Raw genomic sequence first — 23,644 nt, forward strand, 5'->3', positions numbered from 1 at the left:
GTTCAGTTTCACTCGGCGATCGTTCCGGCCCCGAGCGCAGCCGCACGCCGTGCGTTATCGCACGAAGCGCTCGCGATAGCCTTGCGGCGACACGCCCAGCACCCGCACGAAACAGCGTCGCAGCGTCTCCTCGGAGCCGAAGCCGCAACGCGCGGCGATCCGCTTGACGGGCCAAGCCGTTTCGCCGAGCAGGCGCTGCGCGGCCTCGACGCGGAGCTGCTCGACCGCGCGAGCGGGGGTGCGGCCGGTGCCCGCGCGGTAGTGGCGCACGAAGCTGCGCTCGCTCATGCTTGCGCGCTCGGCCAGCGCGGGCACCGACAGGTCGGCCGTCAGGTGCTCGGCCATCCACGCATGCAGTTCGCCGAACCGGTCGTCGGTGCGCTGCATCGACAGCATCGTGCTGAACTGCGCCTGTCCACCCGGGCGCTTCAGGAACACGACGAGTTCGCGCGCGACGTCGAGCGCGGTCGCCCGCCCCAGGTCCTCCTCGACCAGCGCGAGCGCGAGATCGATGCCGGCCGTCACGCCGGCCGAGGTCCACAGTGCGCCTTCGCGGATGAAGATCGGATCGGATTCGACGCGCACGTTCGGATAGCGCGCCGCGAACTCGTCGCAGCGCGCCCAGTGCGTGACCGCACGGCGCCCGTCGAGCAGGCCGGCCTCGGCGAGCAGGAATGCGCCGGTGCAGACGGACGCGACGCGCCGCGTGCGCGCCGCCTGCTGCCGCACCCAGCGCACCAGCCGCGCGTCCCGGGATGCCGCATGCACGCCTTTGCCGCCGGCGACGATCAGCGTATCGGGATGGCGTGCGGCCGAGCGCAGCGACTCGGCCATCACGACGAGACCCGACGACGTCTCGACGGGCCCGGCCTCGGCCGCGACGACACGCGGCGCGTAGGGCGCCGGCTGGCCGCGCTCCTGCGCGAGCTCGTTGACGGACGCAAACACCTGCAGCGGCCCCGACACGTCGAGCAGCTGGGCACGAGGGAACGCGAGAACCAGGATCGAACGCGGGGCGGCAGGCATGGCGATTGGCTGAAAACGTGGGTGATATGGCAATTTCGCCAAACACTACGCGCCTAGAATCGATCTGTCCATCCCGCGCCGGCAACGGTGCGCCCCCCCTTCCAACCGGAGTCTTCGAATGACCCTGCATATCGGCTTTCTCGTGTTCCCGGGCGTCCAGCAACTCGATCTCACCGGCCCGCACGACGTGCTCGCGTCGCTGCCCGACGCGGCCGTCCACCTGGTCTGGAAGTCGCGCGACACCGTCGCGTCGAGCAGCGGGCTCGCGCTCGCGCCGACCTGCACGTTCGACGATTGCCCGCCGCTCGACGTGATCTGCATTCCGGGCGGCATCGGGATCAACGAACTGCTGCTCGATGCCGAAACGATCGCCTTCGTGCAGCAGCGCGCGGCCACCGCGCGCTACGTGACGTCGGTCTGCACGGGCGCGCTGCTGCTCGGCGTGGCCGGCCTGCTGCGCGGGCGGCGCGCGACGACGCACTGGGCGTTCCACACGCTGCTCGAACCGCTCGGCGCGGTGCCGGTGCGCGAGCGCGTGGTGCGCGACGGCAACCTGATCACGGGCGGCGGCGTCACGGCCGGCATCGACTTCGCATTGACGATCGCCGCGGAACTGGCCGGCGACGAGGAAGCGCAGGCGATCCAGCTGCAACTCGAATACGCGCCCGCGCCGCCGTTCGACGCCGGTTCGCCGGACACCGCGCCGGCAGCCGTCGTGAAGCGCGTCACCGAACGTTCGGCGGCCGGTTTCGCGAAGCGCAAGGCGACGATCGAACAGGCGCTGCGCGCGATGTCGCGCTGAATGCGGATACGTAGAAATTGCCTCGACGACTGAAAGACGACGCGCACTCGCGCCGGAGAACATATCGATGAACATCGTCCGCAGCGCCGCGTTCACCGCGGACCGTGCGTGGGGCGCGCTCGACATCGCGAACCTGGGCGGCATCACGGTTCGCCTGCACTGGACCGACCAGCCGTATCGATGGCACGTGAACGACGGCGAGGAAGTGTTCGCGGTGCTCGACGGTCGCGTCGAGATGCGTTATCGGGAAGCAGGCGTCGAGCACGCGACGGTGCTCGAAACGGGTGACGTGTTCCACGCGACGGCCGGCACCGAGCACGTCGCGCATCCGCTCGGCGAAGCACGCATCCTCGTGATCGAAACCGAAGGCAGCGTCTGACGGCCGTTGGCCGTGCGCCGAGGCCGCGCGGCGGGTTTCATCCGGTGATCGTCCCGGTGGCCTGCGACGCGATCAGCTTCGGCTGCGGCGTGCACTGGCACTGGCACAGGTCGTGTTCGAGCGCGACGACCTTGCCCATCACGGTCATCGTCCGCTCGCCGCCGTCGGATACGATCACGCCGGGAGACTTGCAGGCGGCGCAGAACACCGACGCCCCGAGATAGGCGAGTTCGCGTCCGTCGAACGACGAATTGGCGATCCCGTCGAGCACGACACCGCCGTGGTCGGTCGTGTCGCCCTTCAGAATGAATTTGCGGCTCATGTGTCGGTTCTTCCCTCGGAAATGCCGTGCAGCGCGGCATCACGGCCGCACGCGGGCAATCGGAATCCGCCCGTCGATCGCGGGCGTGCCGCGAGCATATCACCGCTCGCGGCCGCCGCTAGCCGATCGCCGCATTCGTCAGAACTTGTGCCGGACGCCGATCCGCGCCTCGAACTGGCGGTCGTTCGCGGACGCGCCGGGGCCGTTGATCGCGGCAACCGCCGCGTGCCCCATCGAATCGGTGCCCGATGCGCCGCAGCCGATCGTCGAATGCACGTCGTTCAGCGCGGCGTTTTCGCTGTCGGTGCACACCGACACCGTGTCTTGCGCGCCGAAGCGCTTCATGGAAATCGACTGGATTCGCGAGCGGATGGTCGCGATCGACGTGGAGGAAACGATTCCGGCCGTGCCGGTCGGCATGCTCATGCGCCGCGATGCGCTGAACACGATTGCCTGTGACTACCTGATCCACTGCTTCGTCGAAGCCGTGCGCCGGCACGATCGCGCGACGCTACTGTGGCGGTAGCGCCGCCGTTCAGACGAACAGCGCGACGCACAGCGCGGCCCCGCACAGATAGGTGCCGAGCGCGCCGATGAAACGCACGGGATTCGGGTTGGCCATCGTCGGCCAGGCGAGCAATCCGATGACCAGCAGGCAGCGGAACGTGGTTGCCGCGACGATCAGCGCGAGGATCGCGCGAGACGGATCGTGGGCGCCGAAATAGAGAAACAGCACCGCGAGGAACGGCGCGTGTTCGGCCGTGTTGCCGTGCGCGCGCACGATCTTGTGCAACCCGTTCGTCGGGTCGGACGCACACCCGGACCCGATGGTGCATCGAAAGCGCGTGACGGACACGACGAACCCGAGCCCGAACAGCAGCAGCCCGAGGATGGCCGTGCACACGAGTGCGACGGGATGGATCGCCATGGGACTCCGGGCGGAAGCGGACATGCGCCGCACATCCGGCGATCGTACCCGCCGCCGGCGCGCGCGGCTATCGCGGAAACCCGTAGCGTCGCCGTGCGACGCCCCCCTTTCACGAACGGGTTCCGGCCCGAATTGGAACGATGCCGCAGCGCACGAAATCCGTGCATCGTCCGTCGGCCCGGCGGCGGCGGGCCTGCCCGCCGCCGCCCCTGCCACGCGGACGCCGCCGCGCGCAACGCGCAAACGTTTAAGCCGCAGCGACGCGCACCATCTCGGCGCGGCGCCCGTTGCCGCGCATCACAGGCATGCACGTTGCGCCGACGCATCTCGGTAGTCGACGCCCTTGGCAGCCCGCTGCGGAGGACTACACTAATCTTTAATGGGGTGCGGCCGGAGCCCGCGCCTTCAGGGAGACGCCGCCATGAATCGGCCGCTGAATCGTATCCTGCCGCGCGTGACCGGTCCCGCATCGGTCTGGACGTGGGTCAAGTGGTCCCTGCTCGCCGCGCTGCTGATCGCGGTGGCGATCGTCGCGCGGCTCGTGCAGAGCGAGATCGAAACGTCCCGGCTGCAGGCGCACTACCTGTCCGATCTCACCCGCGACGTCGGCTACACGCTCGAGGCGGGCCCGAGCGATCGCATCCGCTTCCCCGCGAACGGCCCGTACGACCAGCGCCTCGGCTACGCGATGATTCCGGCGTTCCAGGAACGGCTGCTCGCGCGCGGCTTCGTCGTCGGCAAGCAGGCGCGCGATTCGCAGCGGATGCTGTCGATCGGCGATCGCGGGCTGTTCCTCCCGTTCGAGGAGAAGGACCAGGCGGGCCTGACGCTGTTCGACTCGACCGGCGCGCCGCTGTTCGCGACCGTGTTCCCGCAGCGCGTCTATGCCGACTTCGACGGGGTGCCGCGCGTGATCGTCGATTCGCTGCTGTTCATCGAGGATCGCTACCTGCTCGACGCGAACGAGCCGAACCGCAACCCGGCGATCGACTGGGGGCGCTTCAGCCGCGCGCTCGCCGACCAGGCGCTGCACGTCGTCAACCGCCACCAGGCGCGCCCGGGCGGCAGCACGCTCGCGACGCAGATCGAGAAGTTCCGCCATTCGCCCGAGGGCCGCACCGCGACGCCGCCCGAGAAGCTGCGGCAGATCGCGTCGGCGTCGGTGCGTGCGTACCTGAACGGCCCGCAGACGATGCTCGCGCGCCGCACCATCGTCGTGCGCTACCTGAATTCCGTCCCGCTCGCCGCGCGGCCGCACATCGGCGAGATCACCGGCATCGGCGACGGCCTCGCCGCGTGGTACGGCCGCGACTTCAACGACGTGAACCGCATCCTGTCCGCGCCGACGACGGGCGACAACGTCGACGAACAAGGCAAGGCGTTCCGCGAGGTGCTGTCGCTGATCATCGCGCAGCGCGCGCCGTCGTACTTCCTCAATCGCGGCTATCCGGCACTGAAACGGCTGACCGACAGCTACCTGAGGCTGCTGTCGAACGGCGGCGTGATCTCGCCGGCGCTGCGCGACGCCGCGCTTGCCGCGCAGATCGAACGCAGCGCGCCGCCGGCCGCCGTGCACGTGCAGTCGTTCGTGTCGCGCAAGGCCGTGACGTCCGCACGCGCGTCGCTGCTGTCGGCGCTCGGCATCAGCGACCTGTACCAGCTCGACCAGTTCGACCTGCAGGCGACCAGCACGCTCGACAACGGCGTGCAGCAGGCCGTCGCCGAACGGCTCGCACGGGCGTCGACGCGCGACGGCGCGCAGGCGGCAGGCCTGTACGGTTTCGAGATGCTCGCGCCGAAGGACGACCCGTCGCACCTCACGTACAGCTTCACGCTGTACGAACACCGCAACGGCGCGAACCTGCTGCGCGTGCAGACCGACAGCGTGAACGAGCCGTTCGACGTCAATCGCGGCGGCCGCATCAACCTCGGCTCGACCGCGAAGCTGCGCACGCTGATCACCTACCTGCAGATCGTGTCCGACCTGCATGCGCGCTACGCGAACCTGTCGAACGCGGAGCTGGCCCGCGTGAAACCCGACCCGATCGACGGGCTGTCGCACTGGGCGCTCGACTACCTGTCGCATACACGCGACCGCTCGCTGCAGGCGATGCTCGACGCATCCGTCGAACGCAAGTATTCGGCGAGCCCCGACGTGTTCTACACGGGCGGCGGCGCACAGGTGTTCTCGAACTTCGAAAAGTCGGACAACGGCCGCATCCTGACGCTGCACGCGGCCTTCGAGCACTCGGTCAACCTCGTGTTCGTGCGGCTGATGCGCGACATCGTCCACTACGAGACGCTGCAGGCGGCCGGCCCGTCGTCGTCGTGGCTCGGCGACCCCGAACAGCGCCGGCACTACCTGCAGCAGTTCGTCGACGGCGAAAGCCAGGTCTACGTGAAGCGCTACTACACGCGCTATGCGGGCAAGGCGCCCGACGACGCGCTCGCGCTGATGCTGAAGGACGTGCGCAAGTCGCCGCCGAAGATCGCGACGGTGCTGCGCAGCGTCGCGCCGAACGAATCGCTCGCATGGTTCGACGCGCAGATGCGCGCGCAACTGAAGGGCACGCCGGCCGCAACGCTGTCCGACGACGATCTCGCCAGGCTCTACGCGAAGTACGCGATCGACCGCTTCAACCTCAACGATCGCGGTTATATCGCGAGCGTGCATCCGCTCGCGCTGTGGACGCTCAACTACCTGCGCGCCCACCCGGCGGCGCCGCTTGCCGATGTCCAGCGCGACAGCCGCGACGCGCGTTTCTACACGTACTCGTGGCTGTACAAGACGCGCTACCACGCGACCCAGGACCGCCGCATCCGTCGCATGGTCGAACTGCGCGCGTACGCGGAGATCACGAAGTCGTGGCGGGCACTCGGCTACCCGTTCGCGGAAGTCACGCCGTCGTACGCGGCCGCGATCGGCGCATCGGGCGACCAGCCCGACGCGCTCGCGAAACTGATCGGCCTGATCGCGAACGGCGGCCAGAAAGCGCCGACCGAGACGATCACGCGGCTCGACTTCGCGAAGGGCACGCCGTACGAAACGCGCTTCGTGCGCGCGGCCGCGCAGCCGCAACCGGTGCTGTCGCCCGAGATCGTCAACGTCGCGCACACGCTGCTGCGCGACGTCGTGCTCAACGGCACCGCGCGCCGCCTCGCGGGCGGCTTCACGCTGCCCGACGGCAAGACGCTCGACGTGTACGGCAAGACCGGAACGGGCGACCAGCGCTTCAACGTCTACGCGCGCGGCGCGCGGCTGATCGAGTCGCGCAAGGTGAACCGCAGCGGCACGTTCGTGTTCGTGCTCGGCGACCGGTTCTTCGGGGTCCTGACGGCGACGGCGCACGAACCGTACGCGGCACGCTACGACTTCACGAGCGCGATGGCCGTGCAGTTGCTGAAGTCGATGGCGCCGGCGCTCGCGCCGCTGATCGAACGCCCGGCCGGCACCGGCACGCGCACCGCGGGCGCCGCACCGCACGCGGCAGCGCCCGCGACGGGTGCCGCGGCCGCGCAACTGTCCTGACGGCCGCGCGTCCTGTCATGCGCCGACGCGCCGCTCAGTGCGAGCGGCCGTCGTAGTGCGTGACCGGCAGCGCGTCGAGATCGACGCCTTCGAGACAGCGCACGTTGATCGCGACCATCGCGGTGCCGTTCGGGTGGACGCCCTCGCCGAACGTGTGAATCCCGCAGCGCTTGCAGAAGCGGTGCTTGATCACGTGCTTGTTGAACATGTAGGTGGCGAGATGCGCGTCGGGCGTGAGCAGCGTCATGTGATCGCGCGGCACGAACCACATCAGCGCGCCCTTGCGCTGGCAGATCGAGCAGTTGCACGCCATCACGCCCTGCAGGTCGCCTTCCGCCTCGAACTTCACGTCTCCGCAATGACAGCTTCCGCGATAAAGCATGGTCGTCTCCCGGTGCGGCCCGTGCGCATCGGCGGCGCCCCGGCGGGACACCGTTGGCCAGGCCGATCCAGGCGGGTACAGTAGCGCGCAGATGCGCCGCACGCAATGTCCGGCGGCGCCCTTCCCGCCCCCTGTCCGAACCAAGGGAAACCGTCATGCTCGAAATGCGCCCCGGCTGCGAATGCTGCGACAGGGACCTGCCGCCCGATTCGGCGGATGCCCGCATCTGTACGTTCGAATGCACGCGGGCGGCGAGCCGTTCTGCGCGATCTGCGCCGACGACGTGCTGAAGGGCCGCTGCCCGAACTGCGGCGGCGATTTCGTCGTGCGCCCGCGGCTACCGGCGAGCCTGCTCGCGAAGTACCCGGCGTCGACCGAGCGCATCCACAAGCCGGGCGGCTGCGCGAACGCCTGACCGCGCCGCCCGCCGTTTCGCGTCACGACATCTCGATCCGCGCGCGCGTCACCGCGAGCAGCGCCGCCATCGCGCGGCGCGCACCGTCCTCGTCGCGCACGCGGATCGCGTCGCTGACCGCCGTGTGCTCGGCGAGCGACGCGTTGTACACGTCCGCGCGGCGCGCATTCAGGTGCAGCTGCGCCTCGAGCGTGCGATCGATCAGCGTGCCGAGCGGCACCAGCAGCTCGTTGCCGCCGGCCTCGAGCACGCTCAGGTGAAAGCGCAGGTCGGCGCGCACCCATTCGTCGACGTTGCGCGCGGCGGCCATCGCGCACGCCGCGCCGTCGATCGCATCGAACGTTTTCGGTGTATGCATGCGCGCGGCGAGCGCGGCCGCATATGGCTCGACCATCTCGCGCATTTCCTGCAGCTTCAGCGCAAATGCGAGCGGCGGCGCGACGCGCGCATACCAGTCGAGCAGGTCGGCGTCGAGCAGGTTCCATACGCCGCGCGGCCGCACGCGCGTGCCGATCTTCGGCCGCGACTCGACGAGCCCCTTCGACGTGAGCGTGCGCAGCGCCTCGCGCATCACCGTGCGGCTCACGCCGTACATCTCCATCAGGTCGGGTTCCCTCGGCAGCAGCGACTCGGGCGGGTAGTCGCCGCGCAGGATCGCCGTGGCGAGCAGGAAGGCCGTCTGTCCATGCAGGTCGCGTCGAATGATCGTTCTCCGTTATGCCGGTACCCGGGTGTACCGGCTGCCCACTATCTGCACAATAGTGCTATTAATACTATTTTTTATCGGCCTGCGCTAGGATAACCGCGAAAGCACGCGACCGCGCGCGGCGCCCGACTGCCCGCGCCGGTCAATCCTGGAGACACGCATCGTGAAAATCACCCGCCTCGAAACCTTCGTCGTCCCGCCGCGCTGGCTGTTCCTCAAGATCGAAACCGACGAGGGCATCGTCGGCTGGGGCGAGCCTGTCGTCGAAGGCCGCGCGCACACGGTCGAGGCCGCCGTGCAGGAGCTGGCCGACTACCTCGTCGGCCGCGACCCGCTGCTGATCGAGGATCACTGGCAGGTGATGTACCGCGCGGGCTTCTACCGCGGCGGCCCGATCATGATGAGCGCGATCGCGGGCGTCGACCAGGCGCTGTGGGACATCAAGGGCAAGCATCACGGCGTGCCGGTGCATGCGCTGCTCGGCGGCCAGGTGCGCGATCGCATCAAGGTGTATTCGTGGATCGGCGGCGACCGGCCGAGCGACGTCGCGAACAATGCGCGCGCGGTGGTCGAGCGCGGCTTCAAGGCCGTGAAGATGAACGGCTCCGAGGAGCTGCAGATCGTCGACACCTACGACAAGGTCGAACAGGTGATCGCGAACGTCGCGGCCGTGCGCGACGCGGTCGGCCCGCACGTCGGAATCGGCGTCGACTTCCATGGCCGCGTGCACAAGCCGATGGCCAAGGTGCTCGCGAAGGAGCTCGACCCGTACAAGCTGATGTTCATCGAGGAGCCGGTGCTGTCGGAGAACGCCGAGGCGCTGCGCGACATCGTCAACCAGACCAACACGCCGATCGCGCTCGGCGAGCGGCTCTACTCGCGCTGGGACTTCAAGCACATCCTCGCGGGCGGCTACGTCGACATCATCCAGCCCGACGCGTCGCATGCGGGCGGCATCACCGAGTGCCGCAAGATCGCGACGCTCGCGGAGAGCTACGACGTCGCGCTCGCGCTGCACTGCCCGCTCGGGCCGATCGCGCTCGCCGCGTGCCTGCAGCTCGACGCGGTCAGCTACAACGCGTTCATCCAGGAGCAGAGCCTCGGCATCCACTACAACCAGGGCAACGACCTGCTCGACTACCTGCGCAATCCCGAGGTGTTCCGCTACGAGGACGGCTTCGTCGCGATCCCGCAGGGCCCGGGGCTCGGCATCGACGTGAACGAGGAGAAGGTGCGCGAGATGGCGAAGACGGGCCACCGCTGGCGCAACCCGGTATGGCGACACGCGGACGGCAGCGTCGCCGAGTGGTGAGCGCGATGCGCGGCGTGCGCGGCCAGTCGCGCTGAGTCGCGACAAGTATCGATACGAGAACGGCTGCCCGACAGGCAGCCGTTTTTGCATGCCCGGCGCGGCGCCGCGCACATGGCGAATGCACGTGGCGGATGCACGTCGGCGGCCTTGCGTCGCGCCGCGCGCAACCGGCCGTCAGCCGAGCGCCGCGAACCCCGGCACGCTGAACGACAGCACCGCGGCCGCGACGAACACGCCGATCATCGTCAGCGCCTCGAGATGCAGGATGTTGCGGAACGTGTGCGCATCCTCGGTCGACGCGGTGCGGCGCAGGCGCGGCAGCGCCGAGAAACGGTTCAGGCCGCCGAGCACGAGCGCGAGCGCGACGAGCAGCAGCTTCAGCAGCAACACGCGCCCCCACGTGCTGCCGTCGAGCGGCGCGAGCGACCCGCCGAGCCCGCGGATCGCATTGAGCGCGCCGGTGCCGAGCACGAACACGACCGCGACGATCGACGTACGCGACAGGTGCTGGCCGATGCGGATCAGCGCGCCGCGCGCGACCGACGACCCGAGCGCCGGCAGCACCGCGAGCCCGCCCGCGAGCACGAGGCCGCCCCACACGGCGGTCGCGAGCAGATGCAGCGTCTGCACGCCGACCGCCGCGGACAGCGCGCCCGTATCGGCCGCATGGCCGAGCGAAGCCTTGCCGGCCGCGACCACGATCACCGCGAGCCACAGCACCGCGTGCGCGGCCGGACCTTCCGGCTTCGCCAGCGCGACGATCGCGAGCACCACGGCGCCGGCGAACGCGACGCTCCATGCGAAGCCCGTATGGGTCTGCGTCAGCATCACGGGAATCGCGGCGAACGCGCCGCCGAGCCCCGCGCCGCTCATCGTCGCGGCCTCGTAGACGAGCCAGCCGAGATCCGCGAGCACCAGCGCCAGCGCCGCCGCGGCCAGCGAATGTTGCGCGCGCAGCCACGCGGGGTGCGACGGCGCGACGACCGGACGTGCACCGTCCTTGCCGAGCCAAGCCTTGAGCAGCGCCGAGCCGACCGCCATCGCGAACGCGGCGTCCATCAGCGCCGCGAGCGCGACCTGACCGATCCACAAGCTGTCGAACTTCATCGCGCACACCCTCCCGAAAGCGGCAGGCCGACGAAGCGGCAACGGGACGGACAGCGTGAGGAAGGCAACGGCACGGTAGAAAACGTCATCGATGAATCCGGAAACGGGAGAAATGACTGGACCTGCGGCGGAGGCGGCGCCGCGCGACCCGCGAGTGTACGGTCTTCGATGGTGAAAACGCACGCCGGTTCACACAGGTGCGGCGCAATGCGCGTCAAATTGTCGCAAGTCGCAAACGGACAGGAACCGATGTCCTTTTGCCAAATAGCCGTCATTACCCATCGATGATAGAATGCCGCGTCGCAGCAGCCCGGCTGCCTTGCCGTCATGCGCCGAGCCGATCGTAGCCCGGACAGGTCCCCGTCGAATAAACATGGAGTCTCGTGTGTCTTCAAGACGCCTCTTCCGTCCGCTGCTCGCCGTTCTGATGTTCGGCGGCGCGGGCCTTATGAGCGCTGCCCAAGCGCAGACCAAGCCCACGGAGCAAGCGCACGCCCAGCAGGCGCCGCTCAAGGCACCCGATACCATGGCCGAGCGCGTGCGCGGCTGTACGGCCTGCCATGGCGTCCATGGCCAGGGTACGGACAACGACTACTTCCCGCGTCTTGCCGGCAAGCCGGCCGAGTACCTGTACAACCAGCTCGTCAACTTCCGTGACGGTCGGCGCAAGTACCCGCCGATGAACTACCTGCTGACGTACCTGAACGACGACTACCTGCGCGAGATGGCCGAGCACTTCTCGGCCGAACGCCCGCCGTACCCGACGCCGGCGAAGCCGACGCTGCCGGCCGCGACGCTCGCGCGCGGCAAGCAGCTCGTCACGCAAGGCGACCCGTCCCGCAAGCTGCCGGCCTGCGTGGCCTGCCACGGCGCGACGCTCACCGGCATGCAGCCGGCGATCCCGGGCCTGGTCGGCCTGCACGCCGACTACCTGAGCGCGCAGATCGGTGCATGGCGCTCGGGCAACCGCCACGCGAAGGCGCCCGATTGCATGCATGAAGTCGCTTCGAAGCTTTCCGACGAAGACGTGACGGCCGTGACCGCATGGCTCGCCGCGCAACCGGCGCCCGCCAACCCCGTGCCGGCTCCGGCGCGTTCGATGAAGACTCCGCTCGCCTGCGGCAGCGAACCGCAATAAGGCAAGGGAGACAGACACAATGAAACGCAAGTCCCTGTTTGCACTCTCGGCTGTCGCGATCGTCGCGGCCGCCGCCCTCGTGCCGGTCCTGTGGCCGGGCAACGACACGCTGCACGGCGCTGCCGCCGTCGCGGCCACGCCGGCCGACCAGGCCGCGCTGATCAAGAAGGGCGAGTACCTCGCGCGCGTCGGCGACTGTATCGCGTGCCACACCGTGCGCGGCGGCAAGTCGTTCGCGGGCGGCCTGCCGATGGCGACGCCGTTCGGCACGATGTACACGCCGAACATCACGCCGGACGACAAGGACGGCATCGGCAAGTGGACGTCGGACGACTTCTACCGCGCGATGCACACCGGCCGTTCGAAGGACGGCAGCCTGCTCTACCCGGGCTTCCCGTTCGCGAGCTACACGAAGGTCACGCGCGCGGATTCCGACGCGATCTACGCGTACCTGCGTTCGGTCGCGCCGGTGTCGGTGCCGAGCCGTCCGCACGAACTGAAGTTCCCGTTCAACAACCGCAACCTGCTGATCGGCTGGCGCACGCTGTTCTTCAAGGAAGGCGAGTACAAGCCGGATCCGACCAAGTCGGTCGAATGGAACCGCGGTGCGTACCTCGTCGAGGGCCTCGGCCACTGCTCGATGTGCCACACGTCGATCAACATGATGGGCGGCCCGGTGAGCTCGGCAGCCTTCGCGGGCGGCCTGATCCCGCTGCAGAACTGGTATGCGCCGTCGCTGACGAACGACAAGGAACTCGGCCTCGGCGACTGGCACGTGCAGGAGCTGTCCGACCTGCTGCAAGCCGGCGTGTCGAACAAGGGCGCGGTGTTCGGCCCGATGGCCGACGTCGTGCACAACAGCCTGCAGTACATGAGCGACGAAGATACGCGCGCGATGTCGACGTACCTGAAGTCGATCCCGCAGAAGGCTGAAGCGCCGAAGAACATGCAGTACGAGCCGTCGAAGCAGTTCGGCAACGCGCTGTTCGACCAGGGCAAGAAGATCTACGCGGACAACTGCGCGACCTGCCACGCCGAAACCGGCGCGGGCAAGCCGCCGGCCTATCCGCCGCTCGCGGGCAACCACTCGATCGTGATGGAATCGGCGGTCAACCCGATCCGCATGGTGCTCAACGGTGGCTATCCGCCGAGCACGTTCAAGAATCCGCGTCCGTACGGGATGCCGCCGTTCGCACAGTCGCTGTCGAACCAGGAGGTTGCGGCGGTCGTCACGTATATCCGGATGTCGTGGGGCAACAACGGTACGCCGATCTCACCGCAACAGGTGAGCGACCTGCGTTCCGCGCCGCTCGACTAAGAAGCGGCTGACAAACACGGGGCGCGGCTGCGGGAAACCGCGGCCGCGCCCTTTTGCATTTTGCAATTTGCGATGTCACCTCCCGCGCGGGCCGCGCGAGACGTCGCCGATCATAAAACTGAAGAGTGGTATCTATGTCTTTCGAATCTCTCGGCCTGGCCGAACCGCTCGTCAAGGCGGTCAACGAGCTCGGCTATACGTCGCCGACTCCCATCCAGCAGCAGGCGATCCCTGCCGTCCTCGGCGGCGGCGACCTGCTCGCCGGTGCGCAGACGGGCACCGGCAAGACGGCAGGCTTCACGCTGCCGATCCTGCAACGCCTGCACACGTTCTACGCCGAGCATCACGGCGCGAAGCGCGCGGTGCGCGCGCTGATCCTCACGCCGACGCGCGAACTCGCCGCCCAGGTCGAGGAAAGCGTGCGTGCCTACAGCAAGTACCTGAAGCTGCGCTCGACCGTGATGTTCGGCGGCGTCAGCATCAACCCGCAGATCGACGCGCTCAAGCGCGGTGTCGACATCGTCGTCGCGACGCCGGGCCGCCTGCTCGATCACATGCAGCAGAAGACGATCGACCTGTCGGACCTCGACATCCTCGTGCTCGACGAAGCCGACCGGATGCTCGACATGGGCTTCATCCACGACATCAAGCGCGTGCTCGCGAAGCTGCCGCCGCAGCGCCAGAACCTGCTGTTCTCGGCCACGTTCTCCGACGAGATCAAGGCGCTCGCCGACAGCCTGCTCGATTCGCCCGCGCTGATCGAGGTCGCACGCCGCAACACGACCGCCGAGAGCGTCGCGCAGAAGATCCACCCGGTCGACCGCGACCGCAAGCGCGAACTGCTCACGCACCTGATCCGCGAACACAACTGGTTCCAGGTGCTCGTGTTCACGCGCACGAAGCACGGCGCGAACCGGCTTGCCGAGCAGCTGACGAAGGACGGCATCAGCGCGATGGCGATCCACGGCAACAAGAGCCAGTCGGCCCGCACGCGCGCGCTGGCGGAGTTCAAGAACAGCACGCTGCAGGTGCTCGTCGCGACCGATATCGCCGCGCGCGGGATCGACATCGACCAGTTGCCGCACGTCGTCAACTTCGACCTGCCGAACGTGCCGGAAGACTACGTGCACCGGATCGGCCGCACGGGCCGCGCGGGCGCGACCGGCGAAGCCGTGTCGCTCGTGTGCGTCGACGAGAAGCAGCTGCTGCGCGACATCGAGCGGCTGATCAAGCGCGAGATTCCGCAGGAAGTGATCGCGGGCTTCGAACCCGATCCGAACGCGAAGCCGGAGCCGATCCAGCAGCGCCGCGGGCAACAGCAGCCGCGCGGCGGTGGCGGCGGTGGCGGCAATCGCCAGCCGCGTGCGGGCGGCTCAGGCCAGCCGGCGGCCGCGAAACGCGACGGCAACGCACAGCCGAAAGCATCGCAGCAGAAGGCCGCGAAGCCGCGCACGCAAGGCGGCGCCGGCGGCAGCGGCGGACGCCCGGCGGGCGGCGGCAATGGCGCACGCCCCGCGAACGGCAACGCCGCGCACCCGAACCGCAACCGTTCGTCGCGCAGCGGCCAGCGCGGTCACTGAAGCCGCGCGGCCGCGCGCCGCAGGTGCTCGACCTGGCGTTGCCAGCGCTCGAGCACCGCGGCGCGCTTCCCTTCCAGCGTGAACGTGACGCCTGTCGCGAGACGCGCATAGCCGACCCGCTGCGCATCGCCATGCGCGATCGTCGCAGCGAATCCGGCCAGCCCGCCGAAGTCCCCTTCGAGCGGCTCCATCGTCAATTGCGCCTGAAAGAACGCGCCGTCCGCGACGAGCGTCAGCGCGGCCGTGCGCCGTTGCGCGATCGCGCGCGCCGCACGCGATTGCGGCCAGAGCGCAAGCAGCAGCGTGCGCGCATCGTGTGCATAGATCTCGCCGACGCCGAGCAGCGTCGTGCGCAACTGGCCGTCGTCGGTCGCGACGATCAGCGATGCGGCGAAGTCGGCATGACGCTCGAGCGCCGTGCCGTCGAACAGCGAGACGACGGCCGGCGGCCACGCATCGAACGTCCATTGTTCGAGCGCGTGGCGATGGGTATCGGTCATGATGGCGTGGCCCCGGGTGAAAAGCGGATGAACAAGCCGCAGCATACGCGCGACGGGCCGCGCCGCGGCGATCAGCGCAGGAACACGTGCCGCGTGATCTTCGTGAGCGGATAGTGGACGCCCGGCTGGATCTTCGCGGGCAGGTCGAGCGGCTTGAGCAGCATCTTCACGCACATGTCGGCCGACAGGTTGCGCCGCACCAGCTTGCTGATGCGCGCGGCGCGCTCGCGGTTGTACTGGCTGTCGCCGACGCGATCCGGATAGCGGACCGCGAACACGTGGCGCAGCGCGATCTCGGAATCCTCGTTCTTGATTTCCATCACGCGGCGCGCGAGCGCGCCGAGCACCGCGAGCCGGCCGTTGCCTTCGAGCTGGTTGTACTTCTTGAAGAACTTGAAGAAGTGCTTGTAGTGACGCACTTCGTCCGTGCGGATGTTGTCGGTGATTTCCTTCAGCACGGGCTCGTCCGAGCATTCGTTGATCGCGCGATAGAGCGTGGCCGTGCCCGTCTCGACGACGCAGCGCGCGACCATCTCGAGCGCGCGGGTCTTCTCGAATGCCTCGACCTTGCAGGTCAACGAATACTCGGCGAAGAAATTCGCGAACGCGGTATCCCAGTCGAACTCCGGCCACACGTGCGCGATGTACGCCTTCAGCGCGCGCCCGTGCTGCAATTCTTCGTGCTCCCATGCATTGTTGAGCCATGCGGAGACTTCCGGATCGTCGTTGAAGAACTGGCTCAGATTGCTCGTGTAGAGATCCGAACCGCTTTCGATGAACGACGACGCGCACAGCAGCAGCAACAGATCCTCGTTCGCGGCGGCACGCTGACGATCGATCCGGTTCAGGTCGATGTCCTCGATGCGCCACGGCATCACATGCGTCGTTTTGGTGTCCATGGTGGTGCGCTCCCAGTCGTCGCACGGGCGCCGGCCCATGCCTTCGGCACAGGCGCCGACCGACCCGCAGGCGGCGTTTTACTTGCGTTTATAGTGGATTGGTCCGGCCGAACCATGCTGGCATCTTAGCCGGACTTTGATGTTCGTGCTCCAGAGCACTGACCATACCTGACACGCGCAGTTCCACGACGTCTGTTGCCGTTCGTTAGACGAGTCCTTCAAACCGCTTGCGCCCGCTCGACGATACGGGCCGCGGCAAACGAAACGGGCGGCCGTCCGGCCGCCCGTGAAGCGCTGGAAATGCCGGTGAAAGCCGGCCGCAATCCGTCAGAAACCTGCCGCCAGGCCGTCGCGCCGGCTGTCGCTCGCGGCCACATAGCCGCGCTCGCGATCGTCGCGGTCGAGACGCCAGATGAACTGCCCGGAACCGAAATCCATGTAAGGATCGTCGATCGACTTGATCGTATGGCCGCGCGCGGCCAGCGCATCGACGGTCGCGCGATTCATCGTCGCCTCGACGTCGAGCGTGAAGTCGCGGTTGACCTTCCAGCGCGGCGCATCGCAGGCGGCCTGCGGTTGCTGCCCGTAGCCGAGCATCCGCACGACGGTCTGCAGGTGCCCCTGCGGCTGCATGTCGCCGCCCATCACGCCGAAGCTCATCACGGCTTGCGTGCGGCCGTCGGCCTCCTCGGTGACGAACGCCGGGATGATCGTGTGGAACGGCCGCTTGCCGCCCGCGACGACGTTCGGCGACGCCGGGTCCATCGAGAAGCCGTGCCCGCGATTCTGCAGCGCGATGCCGGTGCCGGGCACGACGAGCCCCGAACCGAAGCCCATGTAGTTCGACTGGATGAAGCTCACCATCATCCCGCGCTCGTCGGCCGCCGACAGGTAGATCGTGCCGCCCGAATGCGGCCGGCCGGCGCCGAAGTGCGTCGCGCGCGCGGGATCGATCAGCTTCGCGCGTTCGGCGAGATACGCGTCGTCGAGCATCTGTTCGGGCGTGACCTCCATCGCCCGCGGATCGGCGACGTAGCGATAGACATCCGCGAACGCGAGCTTCATCGCCTCGATCTGCAGATGCTGCGAGTCGACCGAATCGACCGGCCATTCCGTCACGCCCGCGTGCTCGGCGATCCCGAGCGCGATCAGCGCGGCGATGCCCTGCCCGTTCGGCGGGATCTCGTGGATCGTGTGACGGCCGAAGCGCTTGCCGATCGGCTCGACCCATTCCGGCCGGTACACTTGCAGGTCGGCCGCGGTCAGCGCGCCGCCGCCTTCGCGCGAGAACGCGGCGATGCGCTCGGCGAGCGCGCCCTCGTAGAACGCGCGGGCCCCCTCCTTCGCGAGCGTGCGCAGCGTCTGCGCATGACCGGGCAGGCACACGCGCTCGCCGACGAGCGGCGCGCGGCCGCGCGGCATGAAGGTCTCCGCGAAGCCCGGCAGCCCCTGCAGCTCGGGCACGGCGGCCGCCCACTTGTGCGCGACGATCGGCGGCACCGCATAACCGCGCTCCGCGATCTCGATCGCCGGCTCGAGCAGGTCCGCGAACGGCAGCGAACCGAACTTCGCATGCAGCGCTTCCCAGCCCGCGATCACGCCCGGTACGGTGACGGTGTCCCAGCCGCGCGTCGGCTTGTTCGCGATGCCGTTCGCCGCCTCGCCGTGGCGCTGGCGGAAATAGTCGACGTTCCACGCAGCCGGCGCGACGCCCGACGCGTTCAGCCCGGACAGCCGCTCGCCGTCCCACACGAGCGCGAACGCGTCGCCGCCGAGCCCGCACGACACGGGCTCGACGACCGTGATCGCAGCCGCGGCGGCCAGCGCCGCGTCGACCGCGTTGCCGCCCTTCCACAGCATCCGGAGCCCGGCCTGCGCGGCGAGCGGGTGCGACGTCGACACGACGTTGCGCGCGAACACCGGAATGCGAGTCGTCGGATACGGGTTGTGCCAGTTGAAGCCAGTCATCGGTTCCACCTCGTCGAAAGCTGAATGAAGCGCCGGGCGCGCACCCGCGCGCGCGGGCAGTCCGCCATTGCAGCGCGATCAGCGCAATCGCACAAATTCATTTGTCACATGAATCAATGCAATTTCCGCATGAATTGCAGGCGACCCTGCCGGCCATACCGGCCTAACGGCGTTGCCGCCCTTACAATACCCGCTCCGTCTCACGACACGACCACCGAGCCATGACCCGAGATCCCCGCCTCACCCTCAACGCGCGCCAGCAGGAACTGCTCGAATGGGTGCAGCGCGACGGCTTCGTGACCGTCGACGATCTCGCCGCGCACTTCGCGGTGACGCCGCAGACGATCCGCCGCGACGTGAACTGGCTCGCCGACCTGAACCTGCTGCGCCGCTATCACGGCGGCGCGAGCCTGCCGACCAGCTCGGAGAACGTGTCGTACACGGCGCGCCAGCGGATGTTCCATGACGAGAAGCGGCGCATCGCGGCGCTCGCGGCGTCGCACATTCCCGACCAGGCGTCGCTGTTCATCAACCTCGGCACGACCACCGAGGAAGTCGCACGCGCGCTGAACCGCCACCACGGGCTGCACGTGATCACGAACAACCTGAACGTCGCGTCGATGATGAGCGGCTACCCCGACTGCGAGGTGCTGATCACGGGCGGCATCGTGCGGCCGTGGGACAAGGGGATCGTCGGCGAACTCGCGATCGACTTCATCCGCCAGTTCAAGGTCGACTACGCGATCATCGGCACGTCGGCGATCGAGGCCGACGGCACGCTGCGCGACTTCGACACGCGCGAGGTGCGTGTGGCCGAGGCGATCATGCAGCATGCGCGCACGGTCTACCTCGTCGCCGATCATTCGAAGGTCGGCCGCCCGGCGCTGGTGCGCCAGGGCCACCTGAGCCAGGTGCACGCACTCTTCACCGACAAGCCGCTGCCGCCGGAGATGGCCGACGCGGTGGCGACCGCCGGCACGCAGGTGTACGTCGCGGAGTGACGGCCGCGATGCTGCACCGCACCTGAAACTTCAAGTGAAATCAAGAAGTTGGCGCTGCGAGCAAACCGCTTGCGCGGGGCCCGGCTGTCAAACGGAAAATTAACGGGGCACGATTTGTGGTTGCCCGCATGCTCGACTAGACTCCAGTTCCCCGGCCCGTCCGACCGTTCCGCCTGTGCCAGGGCGCGGACGAATGGCATGGCCGGCGAATGCAGCTTTTCCCCCCAAACCATACCCCGCTGGGTATCGCGCGTCGGCAGGTGCGCCGGCCGCGCGGGCTGACTGGTCGCCATGGAGAGAACGATGCTGAGTCCGCATGAATTCGCCACGCTATTGCTTGTGAAGGACGCTCCCGATCAAACCTCGATGGATCGGGACGAAATCGACGCACTGCTCGAACAGCAGCTCGTCCGCCTGGAAGGGCTCGGATCGGGGCGCAAATACTGCGTGACCGAAACCGGCGACGCCGCGCTGCGATCCATCAAATACCGCTATTCGTAAAACCACACCGTTGCCGACCTGACCGCGCGGCCCGAATTCCGGGCCGCGCGGCCGTTCCTGCTTCCCCGCCTCGTCGTCCTCAGCTGCGTCAGCCGCCGCGCAGCGTCGGATCGACCGCCGCCCGCCAGCTGATGGCCTGCGCGCGCGCGCCGTTGAAATACGCGATCCAGCCGGCACGCGCCGCCGCGTCGGGCGCCGCGTAGTGCGTCGAAAGTTCGTTTACGAACGCACAATAGTTCGCTTCGGTCAGCCCGCGATACCGTTTCGCCACGTACGCGTCGTACAGCGTCGAATAGACCGGCTGCGCGTCCGCGCCCCAGTCGCGCGCCGCGCCGCCGCACGACGTCTGCAGGTCGACGAACGACGGCGTGCGCCAGTTGCCGACGAGCGGCGGCATACCGGCACTGCACCCCGCCAGAAGGACGGCGCACACGCCGGCCCACATCCCAATACGCATGATTCACCTCGCGAAACGGTCGATTCCGCCAGTATCGTCCGGGATCGCACGGCGCGCTACTGGCCCCGCTTTATCGAACTTTACTTTTTCGATTTCGTTCGTTAAATTTCGAATTCGAACATTTTCTGTTCAACCATTTCCCTCAGACGATAAGGACAGCAGGTGACCCAACCGAATCGCTACGATCTGCTCGTCGTCGGCGGCGGCATCAACGGCGCGGGCATCGCGCGCGATGCGGCCGGCCGCGGCCTGTCGGTCCTGCTCTGCGAGCAGGACGATCTCGCGTCGCACACGTCGTCGTGCAGCACGAAGCTGATTCACGGCGGCCTGCGCTACCTCGAGTACAACGAGTTCGGGCTCGTGCGCAAGGCGCTGCAGGAGCGCGAGACGCTGCTGCGCGCGGCGCCGCACATCATGGGGCCGCTGCGTTTCGTGATGCCGCACATGCCGAACCTGCGTCCGGCCTGGCTGATCCGTCTCGGCCTGTTCCTCTACGATCACCTCGCGAAACGCGAACTGCTGCCCGGCTCGCGCGGCATCGACATGCGCCGCCATGCGGCCGGCGCGCCGCTGATCGATTCGATCAAGCGCGGTTTCGTCTATTCGGACGGCTGGGTCGACGACGCGCGCCTCGTCGTGCTGAACGCGCTGGACGCGAAGGAGCGCGGCGCCGAGATCCTGACGCGCACGAAGCTGGTATCCGCCGAACGTCGCGGCGACGAATGGGAAGCGCGGCTGCAGAACGCCGACGGTTCGATCCGCGTCGTGCATGCGCGCGCGATCGCGAACGCGGCCGGCCCGTGGGTCGGCGAACTGCTGCACGGCGCGCTCGGCCGCGGCGCACATCACAGCGTGCGGCTGGTGAAGGGCAGCCACATCGTCACGCGCCGCCTGTTCGATCACGATCACGCGTACATCTTCCAGAACCCGGACAAGCGGATCATCTTCGCGATTCCGTACGAACACGATTTCACGCTGATCGGCACGACCGACGTCGAATACACGAGCGATCCCGCGAAGGTCGCGATCGATCGCGACGAGACGCAGTACCTGTGCGATTCGATCAACCGCTACTTCAAGCGCAAGATCTCGCCGGCCGACGTGCACTGGACCTACTCGGGCGTGCGCCCGCTGCTGGAAGACGAGAACGCCGCGAACGCATCGGCCGTCACGCGCGACTACCGCCTCGAAATGGACGAAGGCGCGGGTGCGCCGCTGCTGTCGGTGTTCGGCGGCAAGATCACGACGTTCCGCAAGCTCGCGGAAGAAGCCGGCGACATGCTGAGCCGCGCGCTCGGCCGCGACGCGAAGACCTGGACGGCCGGCGTCGCGCTGCCGGGCGGCGACATCGCGAACGCGAAGTTCGACGTGTTCGCCGCCGCGTTCGCGAAACGCCACCCGTGGCTGCCCGCCGCGCTCGCGCGCCGCTATGCGCGTGCGTACGGCACGCGCGCGGAGCGCGTGATCGACGGCGCGAAGTCGCTCGCCGATCTCGGCACCGAAATCGCCCCGGGCATCCACGACGCCGAGCTGCGCTACCTGCGCGACACCGAATGGGCGACCTGCGCGCAGGACGTGCTGTGGCGCCGCTCGAAGCTCGGCCTGCACGTCGCGCCGGGCACGCTCGACGCGGTGACGGCCGCGGTCGACGCGTGGTTCGCCGCCGCGCACGCGCCGCAGGCCTGACCCGAATGCAGTAGCAGTTGCCGTACCGACGTTGACTCACCGACGCGCCGCCCCACATGCGGCGCGCATCACAACTAAGCCAAATCCACGGATGGAGATGAGAGACATGCAGGATCAGTACATCCTCGCGCTTGACCAGGGCACCACGAGTTCCCGCGCGATGCTGTTCGATCGCCAGGGCAATATCGTATCGATCGCCCAGAAGGAATTCGAGCAGATCTACCCGCAACCCGGCTGGGTCGAGCACGACCCGCAGGAAATCTGGTCGACGCAAGCCGGCGTCGCCGCCGAAGCCGTCACGCGCACGGGCCTGAACGGCACGTCGATCGCCGCGATCGGCATCACCAACCAGCGCGAAACCACGATCGTCTGGGATCGCGAGACCGGCCAGCCCGTCTACAACGCGATCGTCTGGCAGGATCGCCGCACGGCCGACTTCTGCGATTCGCTGAAAGCACAGGGCCTCGAGGCGAAGGTGCGCGCGAAGACCGGCCTGCCGATCGACTCGTACTTCTCCGGGACCAAGATCCGCTGGATCCTCGACAACGTGCCGGGCGCACGCGAGAAGGCCAGGCAGGGCAAGCTCGCATTCGGTACCGTCGACAGCTGGCTCGTATGGAACTTCACGAAGCATGAACTGCACGTGACCGACGTGACGAACGCGTCGCGCACGATGCTGTTCAACATCCACACGCGCGAGTGGGACAGCGAACTGCTCGAGCTGCTCGACATCCCGCGCAGCATGCTGCCGGACGTGAAGGCATCGTCGGAAATCTACGGTCACACGAAGACCACCGTGTTCGCGTCGAAGATCCCGCTCGCGGGCATCGCGGGCGATCAGCAGGCGGCGCTGTTCGGCCAGATGTGCACGCAGTCCGGCATGGTGAAGAACACCTACGGCACCGGCTGCTTCCTGATGATGAACACCGGCGACAAGCCGATCGAATCGAAGAACAACCTCGTCACGACGATCGCCTGGCAGATCGGCGACAACGTGCAGTACGCGCTGGAAGGCAGCATCTTCATCGCGGGCGCGGTGGTGCAGTGGCTGCGCGACGGCGTCGGCATCATCAAGTCGGCCGCCGAAATCGAGGCGCTCGCCGCGAGCGTGCCGCACACCGACGGCGTCTACCTGGTGCCCGCGTTCGCCGGCCTCGGCGCGCCGCACTGGAACGCACGGGCGCGCGGCTCGGTGTTCGGCGTCACGCGCGGCACGACCTCCGCGCACCTCGCACGGGCGGCGCTCGATTCGATCGCGTACCAGTCGCTCGACGTGCTGGCCGCGATGGAAGCCGATTCGGGCATCAGCATCGGCGAGCTGCGCGTCGACGGCGGCGCGAGCGCGAACGACCTGCTGATGCAGTTCCAGGCCGACCTGCTCGGCGTCGACGCGGTGCGTCCGCAGATCACCGAGACGACCGCGCTCGGCGCGGCCTACCTCGCGGGCCTCGCGATCGGCTACTGGAAGAACCTCGACGAAGTGCGCAGCCAGTGGCAGCTCGATCGCCGCTTCTCGCCGTCGATGCCGAAGGAGCAGGTCGAAAGCTGCATGGCCGGCTGGCAGCGCGCGGTACGCGCCGCGAAGGCGTGGGCCGACGATACCCAGTAATCGTCAGCCATCCAGACGAAATACAACAACACCGGCGGACCGCGCTCGCGCGCGAGTCCGCGATGACATACGAGAGACA

23 protein-coding genes and 1 pseudogene are annotated in these 23,644 nt (G+C 68.2%); 13 read left to right on the plus strand and 11 right to left on the minus strand.

Annotation, left to right across the window (positions count from 1 at the left end):
* Positions 1-54 precede the first annotated feature (54 nt).
* A complete protein-coding gene (locus ACTJLD_RS24700; protein WP_060174909.1) occupies positions 55-1,026 on the minus strand; it encodes a GlxA family transcriptional regulator in 972 nt (323 codons plus the stop codon).
* 118 nt (positions 1,027-1,144) lie between these two features.
* On the opposite strand from ACTJLD_RS24700, the gene ACTJLD_RS24705 reads away from it, so the two are divergent.
* The gene (locus ACTJLD_RS24705; RefSeq protein WP_021160187.1) at positions 1,145-1,828 is read left to right on the plus strand and encodes a DJ-1/PfpI family protein; all 684 of its coding nucleotides are present in this window, start codon (positions 1,145-1,147) and stop codon (positions 1,826-1,828) included.
* Between the two features lie 67 nt (positions 1,829-1,895).
* Entirely contained in the window at positions 1,896-2,207 is a 312-nt protein-coding gene (locus tag ACTJLD_RS24710; RefSeq protein ID WP_059523457.1) for a cupin domain-containing protein, read from the plus strand.
* Between the two features lie 37 nt (positions 2,208-2,244).
* Here the strand turns inward: ACTJLD_RS24710 and ACTJLD_RS24715 are convergent, their stop codons facing one another.
* Both ACTJLD_RS24715 and ACTJLD_RS24720 read right to left on the minus strand, forming a co-directional pair.
* Positions 2,245-2,529, minus strand: coding sequence for a PAAR domain-containing protein (locus ACTJLD_RS24715; RefSeq protein ID WP_027789204.1), 285 nt, complete (start codon positions 2,527-2,529; stop codon positions 2,245-2,247).
* Positions 2,530-2,667: 138 nt separating this feature from the next.
* The gene (locus ACTJLD_RS24720) at positions 2,668-2,874 is read right to left on the minus strand and encodes a hypothetical protein (RefSeq protein ID WP_196494395.1); all 207 of its coding nucleotides are present in this window, start codon (positions 2,872-2,874) and stop codon (positions 2,668-2,670) included.
* Between ACTJLD_RS24720 and ACTJLD_RS24725 the strand changes: the two genes are divergently transcribed.
* Positions 2,873-3,055 (plus strand): hypothetical protein, encoded by a 183-nt coding sequence (locus tag ACTJLD_RS24725; protein WP_440659825.1) that lies wholly within the window; start codon positions 2,873-2,875, stop codon positions 3,053-3,055. The genes ACTJLD_RS24720 and ACTJLD_RS24725 overlap by 2 nt on opposite strands.
* Positions 3,056-3,064: 9 nt before the next feature.
* On the opposite strand, the gene ACTJLD_RS24730 is transcribed toward ACTJLD_RS24725, so the two are convergent.
* On the minus strand, positions 3,065-3,457 hold the full coding sequence (locus ACTJLD_RS24730; RefSeq protein WP_440659826.1) for an MAPEG family protein: 393 nt from the start codon (positions 3,455-3,457) through the stop codon (positions 3,065-3,067).
* A 421-nt stretch (positions 3,458-3,878) separates the two neighbouring features.
* On the opposite strand from ACTJLD_RS24730, the gene ACTJLD_RS24735 reads away from it, so the two are divergent.
* Positions 3,879-6,986 (plus strand): transglycosylase domain-containing protein, encoded by a 3,108-nt coding sequence (locus ACTJLD_RS24735; protein ID WP_440659827.1) that lies wholly within the window; start codon positions 3,879-3,881, stop codon positions 6,984-6,986.
* Between the two features lie 34 nt (positions 6,987-7,020).
* Here ACTJLD_RS24735 and ACTJLD_RS24740 read toward each other — a convergent pair whose 3' ends face one another.
* Positions 7,021-7,368 (minus strand): GFA family protein, encoded by a 348-nt coding sequence (locus ACTJLD_RS24740; protein ID WP_027789199.1) that lies wholly within the window; start codon positions 7,366-7,368, stop codon positions 7,021-7,023.
* 155 nt (positions 7,369-7,523) lie between these two features.
* Between ACTJLD_RS24740 and ACTJLD_RS24745 the strand changes: the two are divergent.
* A pseudogene (locus ACTJLD_RS24745) lies at positions 7,524-7,783 on the plus strand (DUF1272 domain-containing protein).
* Positions 7,784-7,805: 22 nt separating this feature from the next.
* Here ACTJLD_RS24745 and ACTJLD_RS24750 read toward each other — a convergent pair.
* Positions 7,806-8,489, minus strand: a complete 684-nt coding sequence (locus ACTJLD_RS24750; protein ID WP_440659872.1) for a FadR/GntR family transcriptional regulator — start codon at positions 8,487-8,489, stop codon at positions 7,806-7,808.
* A 163-nt stretch (positions 8,490-8,652) separates the two neighbouring features.
* Between ACTJLD_RS24750 and dgoD the strand changes: the two genes are divergently transcribed.
* The gene (gene dgoD, locus ACTJLD_RS24755) at positions 8,653-9,801 is read left to right on the plus strand and encodes a galactonate dehydratase (protein WP_021160175.1); all 1,149 of its coding nucleotides are present in this window, start codon (positions 8,653-8,655) and stop codon (positions 9,799-9,801) included.
* Between the two features lie 174 nt (positions 9,802-9,975).
* Here the strand turns inward: dgoD and ACTJLD_RS24760 are convergent, their stop codons facing one another.
* Positions 9,976-10,908, minus strand: coding sequence for a CopD family protein (locus ACTJLD_RS24760; RefSeq protein WP_059699944.1), 933 nt, complete (start codon positions 10,906-10,908; stop codon positions 9,976-9,978).
* A gap of 373 nt (positions 10,909-11,281) precedes the next feature.
* Between ACTJLD_RS24760 and ACTJLD_RS24765 the strand changes: the two genes are divergently transcribed.
* The 3 genes from ACTJLD_RS24765 (at position 11,282) to ACTJLD_RS24775 (ending at position 14,944) form a co-directional block, all read left to right on the plus strand.
* Positions 11,282-12,046 carry a c-type cytochrome gene (locus tag ACTJLD_RS24765; protein WP_027789194.1) on the plus strand — a complete coding sequence of 255 codons (765 nt, stop codon included), beginning with the start codon at positions 11,282-11,284 and terminating at the stop codon, positions 12,044-12,046.
* 19 nt (positions 12,047-12,065) lie between these two features.
* A complete protein-coding gene (locus tag ACTJLD_RS24770; protein ID WP_021160171.1) occupies positions 12,066-13,364 on the plus strand; it encodes a c-type cytochrome in 1,299 nt (432 codons plus the stop codon).
* 134 nt (positions 13,365-13,498) lie between these two features.
* Positions 13,499-14,944, plus strand: coding sequence for a DEAD/DEAH box helicase (locus ACTJLD_RS24775; protein WP_440659830.1), 1,446 nt, complete (start codon positions 13,499-13,501; stop codon positions 14,942-14,944).
* On the opposite strand, the gene ACTJLD_RS24780 is transcribed toward ACTJLD_RS24775, so the two are convergent.
* The 3 genes from ACTJLD_RS24780 to ACTJLD_RS24790 form a co-directional block, all read right to left on the minus strand.
* Positions 14,938-15,444, minus strand: coding sequence for a hypothetical protein (locus tag ACTJLD_RS24780; RefSeq protein ID WP_334004073.1), 507 nt, complete (start codon positions 15,442-15,444; stop codon positions 14,938-14,940). The genes ACTJLD_RS24775 and ACTJLD_RS24780 overlap by 7 nt on opposite strands.
* 71 nt (positions 15,445-15,515) lie before the next feature.
* On the minus strand, positions 15,516-16,343 hold the full coding sequence (locus tag ACTJLD_RS24785; RefSeq protein WP_027789191.1) for a ferritin-like domain-containing protein: 828 nt from the start codon (positions 16,341-16,343) through the stop codon (positions 15,516-15,518).
* 327 nt (positions 16,344-16,670) lie between these two features.
* Positions 16,671-18,311 carry a gamma-glutamyltransferase family protein gene (locus tag ACTJLD_RS24790; RefSeq protein ID WP_060350321.1) on the minus strand — a complete coding sequence of 547 codons (1,641 nt, stop codon included), beginning with the start codon at positions 18,309-18,311 and terminating at the stop codon, positions 16,671-16,673.
* Between the two features lie 221 nt (positions 18,312-18,532).
* Here ACTJLD_RS24790 and ACTJLD_RS24795 point away from each other — a divergent pair, with 221 nt between their 5' ends.
* Positions 18,533-19,312 (plus strand): DeoR/GlpR family DNA-binding transcription regulator, encoded by a 780-nt coding sequence (locus tag ACTJLD_RS24795; RefSeq protein WP_027789189.1) that lies wholly within the window; start codon positions 18,533-18,535, stop codon positions 19,310-19,312.
* A 303-nt stretch (positions 19,313-19,615) separates the two neighbouring features.
* Positions 19,616-19,813 carry a hypothetical protein gene (locus ACTJLD_RS24800; RefSeq protein WP_021160166.1) on the plus strand — a complete coding sequence of 66 codons (198 nt, stop codon included), beginning with the start codon at positions 19,616-19,618 and terminating at the stop codon, positions 19,811-19,813.
* 88 nt (positions 19,814-19,901) lie between these two features.
* Here the strand turns inward: ACTJLD_RS24800 and ACTJLD_RS24805 are convergent, their stop codons facing one another.
* Positions 19,902-20,270: a hypothetical protein gene (locus ACTJLD_RS24805; RefSeq protein ID WP_027789188.1), complete on the minus strand. Its 369-nt coding sequence runs from the start codon at positions 20,268-20,270 to the stop codon at positions 19,902-19,904.
* A gap of 162 nt (positions 20,271-20,432) precedes the next feature.
* Here ACTJLD_RS24805 and glpD point away from each other — a divergent pair, with 162 nt between their 5' ends.
* Complete coding sequence (gene glpD, locus ACTJLD_RS24810; RefSeq protein WP_027789187.1) at positions 20,433-21,956, plus strand: glycerol-3-phosphate dehydrogenase; 1,524 nt, start codon at positions 20,433-20,435, stop codon at positions 21,954-21,956.
* 106 nt (positions 21,957-22,062) lie between these two features.
* A complete protein-coding gene (gene glpK / locus ACTJLD_RS24815; RefSeq protein WP_027789186.1) occupies positions 22,063-23,565 on the plus strand; it encodes a glycerol kinase GlpK in 1,503 nt (500 codons plus the stop codon).
* Positions 23,566-23,644: the final 79 nt, after the last annotated feature.

This window comes from Burkholderia sp. 22088 (genome assembly GCF_052045915.1).
Taxonomy (GTDB): Bacteria; Pseudomonadota; Gammaproteobacteria; order Burkholderiales; family Burkholderiaceae; genus Burkholderia; species Burkholderia cepacia.

What these genes read in the sequence shown, in the direction of transcription:
- glpK (WP_027789186.1), top strand. Translation starts at nt 22,063, where the DNA reads ATGCAGGATCAGTACATCCTCGCGCTTGACCAGGGCACCACGAGTTCC.
- ACTJLD_RS24770 (WP_021160171.1), top strand. Translation starts at nt 12,066, where the DNA reads ATGAAACGCAAGTCCCTGTTTGCACTCTCGGCTGTCGCGATCGTCGCG.
- ACTJLD_RS24740 (WP_027789199.1), bottom strand. Translation starts at nt 7,368, where the DNA reads ATGCTTTATCGCGGAAGCTGTCATTGCGGAGACGTGAAGTTCGAGGCG.
- ACTJLD_RS24765 (WP_027789194.1), top strand. Translation starts at nt 11,282, where the DNA reads ATGGAGTCTCGTGTGTCTTCAAGACGCCTCTTCCGTCCGCTGCTCGCC.
- ACTJLD_RS24710 (WP_059523457.1), top strand. Translation starts at nt 1,896, where the DNA reads ATGAACATCGTCCGCAGCGCCGCGTTCACCGCGGACCGTGCGTGGGGC.
- ACTJLD_RS24700 (WP_060174909.1), bottom strand. Translation starts at nt 1,026, where the DNA reads ATGCCTGCCGCCCCGCGTTCGATCCTGGTTCTCGCGTTCCCTCGTGCC.
- ACTJLD_RS24805 (WP_027789188.1), bottom strand. Translation starts at nt 20,270, where the DNA reads ATGCGTATTGGGATGTGGGCCGGCGTGTGCGCCGTCCTTCTGGCGGGG.
- ACTJLD_RS24795 (WP_027789189.1), top strand. Translation starts at nt 18,533, where the DNA reads ATGACCCGAGATCCCCGCCTCACCCTCAACGCGCGCCAGCAGGAACTG.
- ACTJLD_RS24705 (WP_021160187.1), top strand. Translation starts at nt 1,145, where the DNA reads ATGACCCTGCATATCGGCTTTCTCGTGTTCCCGGGCGTCCAGCAACTC.
- ACTJLD_RS24785 (WP_027789191.1), bottom strand. Translation starts at nt 16,343, where the DNA reads ATGGACACCAAAACGACGCATGTGATGCCGTGGCGCATCGAGGACATC.
- ACTJLD_RS24760 (WP_059699944.1), bottom strand. Translation starts at nt 10,908, where the DNA reads ATGAAGTTCGACAGCTTGTGGATCGGTCAGGTCGCGCTCGCGGCGCTG.
- ACTJLD_RS24800 (WP_021160166.1), top strand. Translation starts at nt 19,616, where the DNA reads ATGCTGAGTCCGCATGAATTCGCCACGCTATTGCTTGTGAAGGACGCT.
- ACTJLD_RS24780 (WP_334004073.1), bottom strand. Translation starts at nt 15,444, where the DNA reads ATGACCGATACCCATCGCCACGCGCTCGAACAATGGACGTTCGATGCG.
- ACTJLD_RS24735 (WP_440659827.1), top strand. Translation starts at nt 3,879, where the DNA reads ATGAATCGGCCGCTGAATCGTATCCTGCCGCGCGTGACCGGTCCCGCA.
- ACTJLD_RS24725 (WP_440659825.1), top strand. Translation starts at nt 2,873, where the DNA reads ATGGAAATCGACTGGATTCGCGAGCGGATGGTCGCGATCGACGTGGAG.
- ACTJLD_RS24715 (WP_027789204.1), bottom strand. Translation starts at nt 2,529, where the DNA reads ATGAGCCGCAAATTCATTCTGAAGGGCGACACGACCGACCACGGCGGT.
- ACTJLD_RS24790 (WP_060350321.1), bottom strand. Translation starts at nt 18,311, where the DNA reads ATGACTGGCTTCAACTGGCACAACCCGTATCCGACGACTCGCATTCCG.
- ACTJLD_RS24775 (WP_440659830.1), top strand. Translation starts at nt 13,499, where the DNA reads ATGTCTTTCGAATCTCTCGGCCTGGCCGAACCGCTCGTCAAGGCGGTC.
- ACTJLD_RS24720 (WP_196494395.1), bottom strand. Translation starts at nt 2,874, where the DNA reads ATGAAGCGCTTCGGCGCGCAAGACACGGTGTCGGTGTGCACCGACAGC.
- ACTJLD_RS24730 (WP_440659826.1), bottom strand. Translation starts at nt 3,457, where the DNA reads ATGGCGATCCATCCCGTCGCACTCGTGTGCACGGCCATCCTCGGGCTG.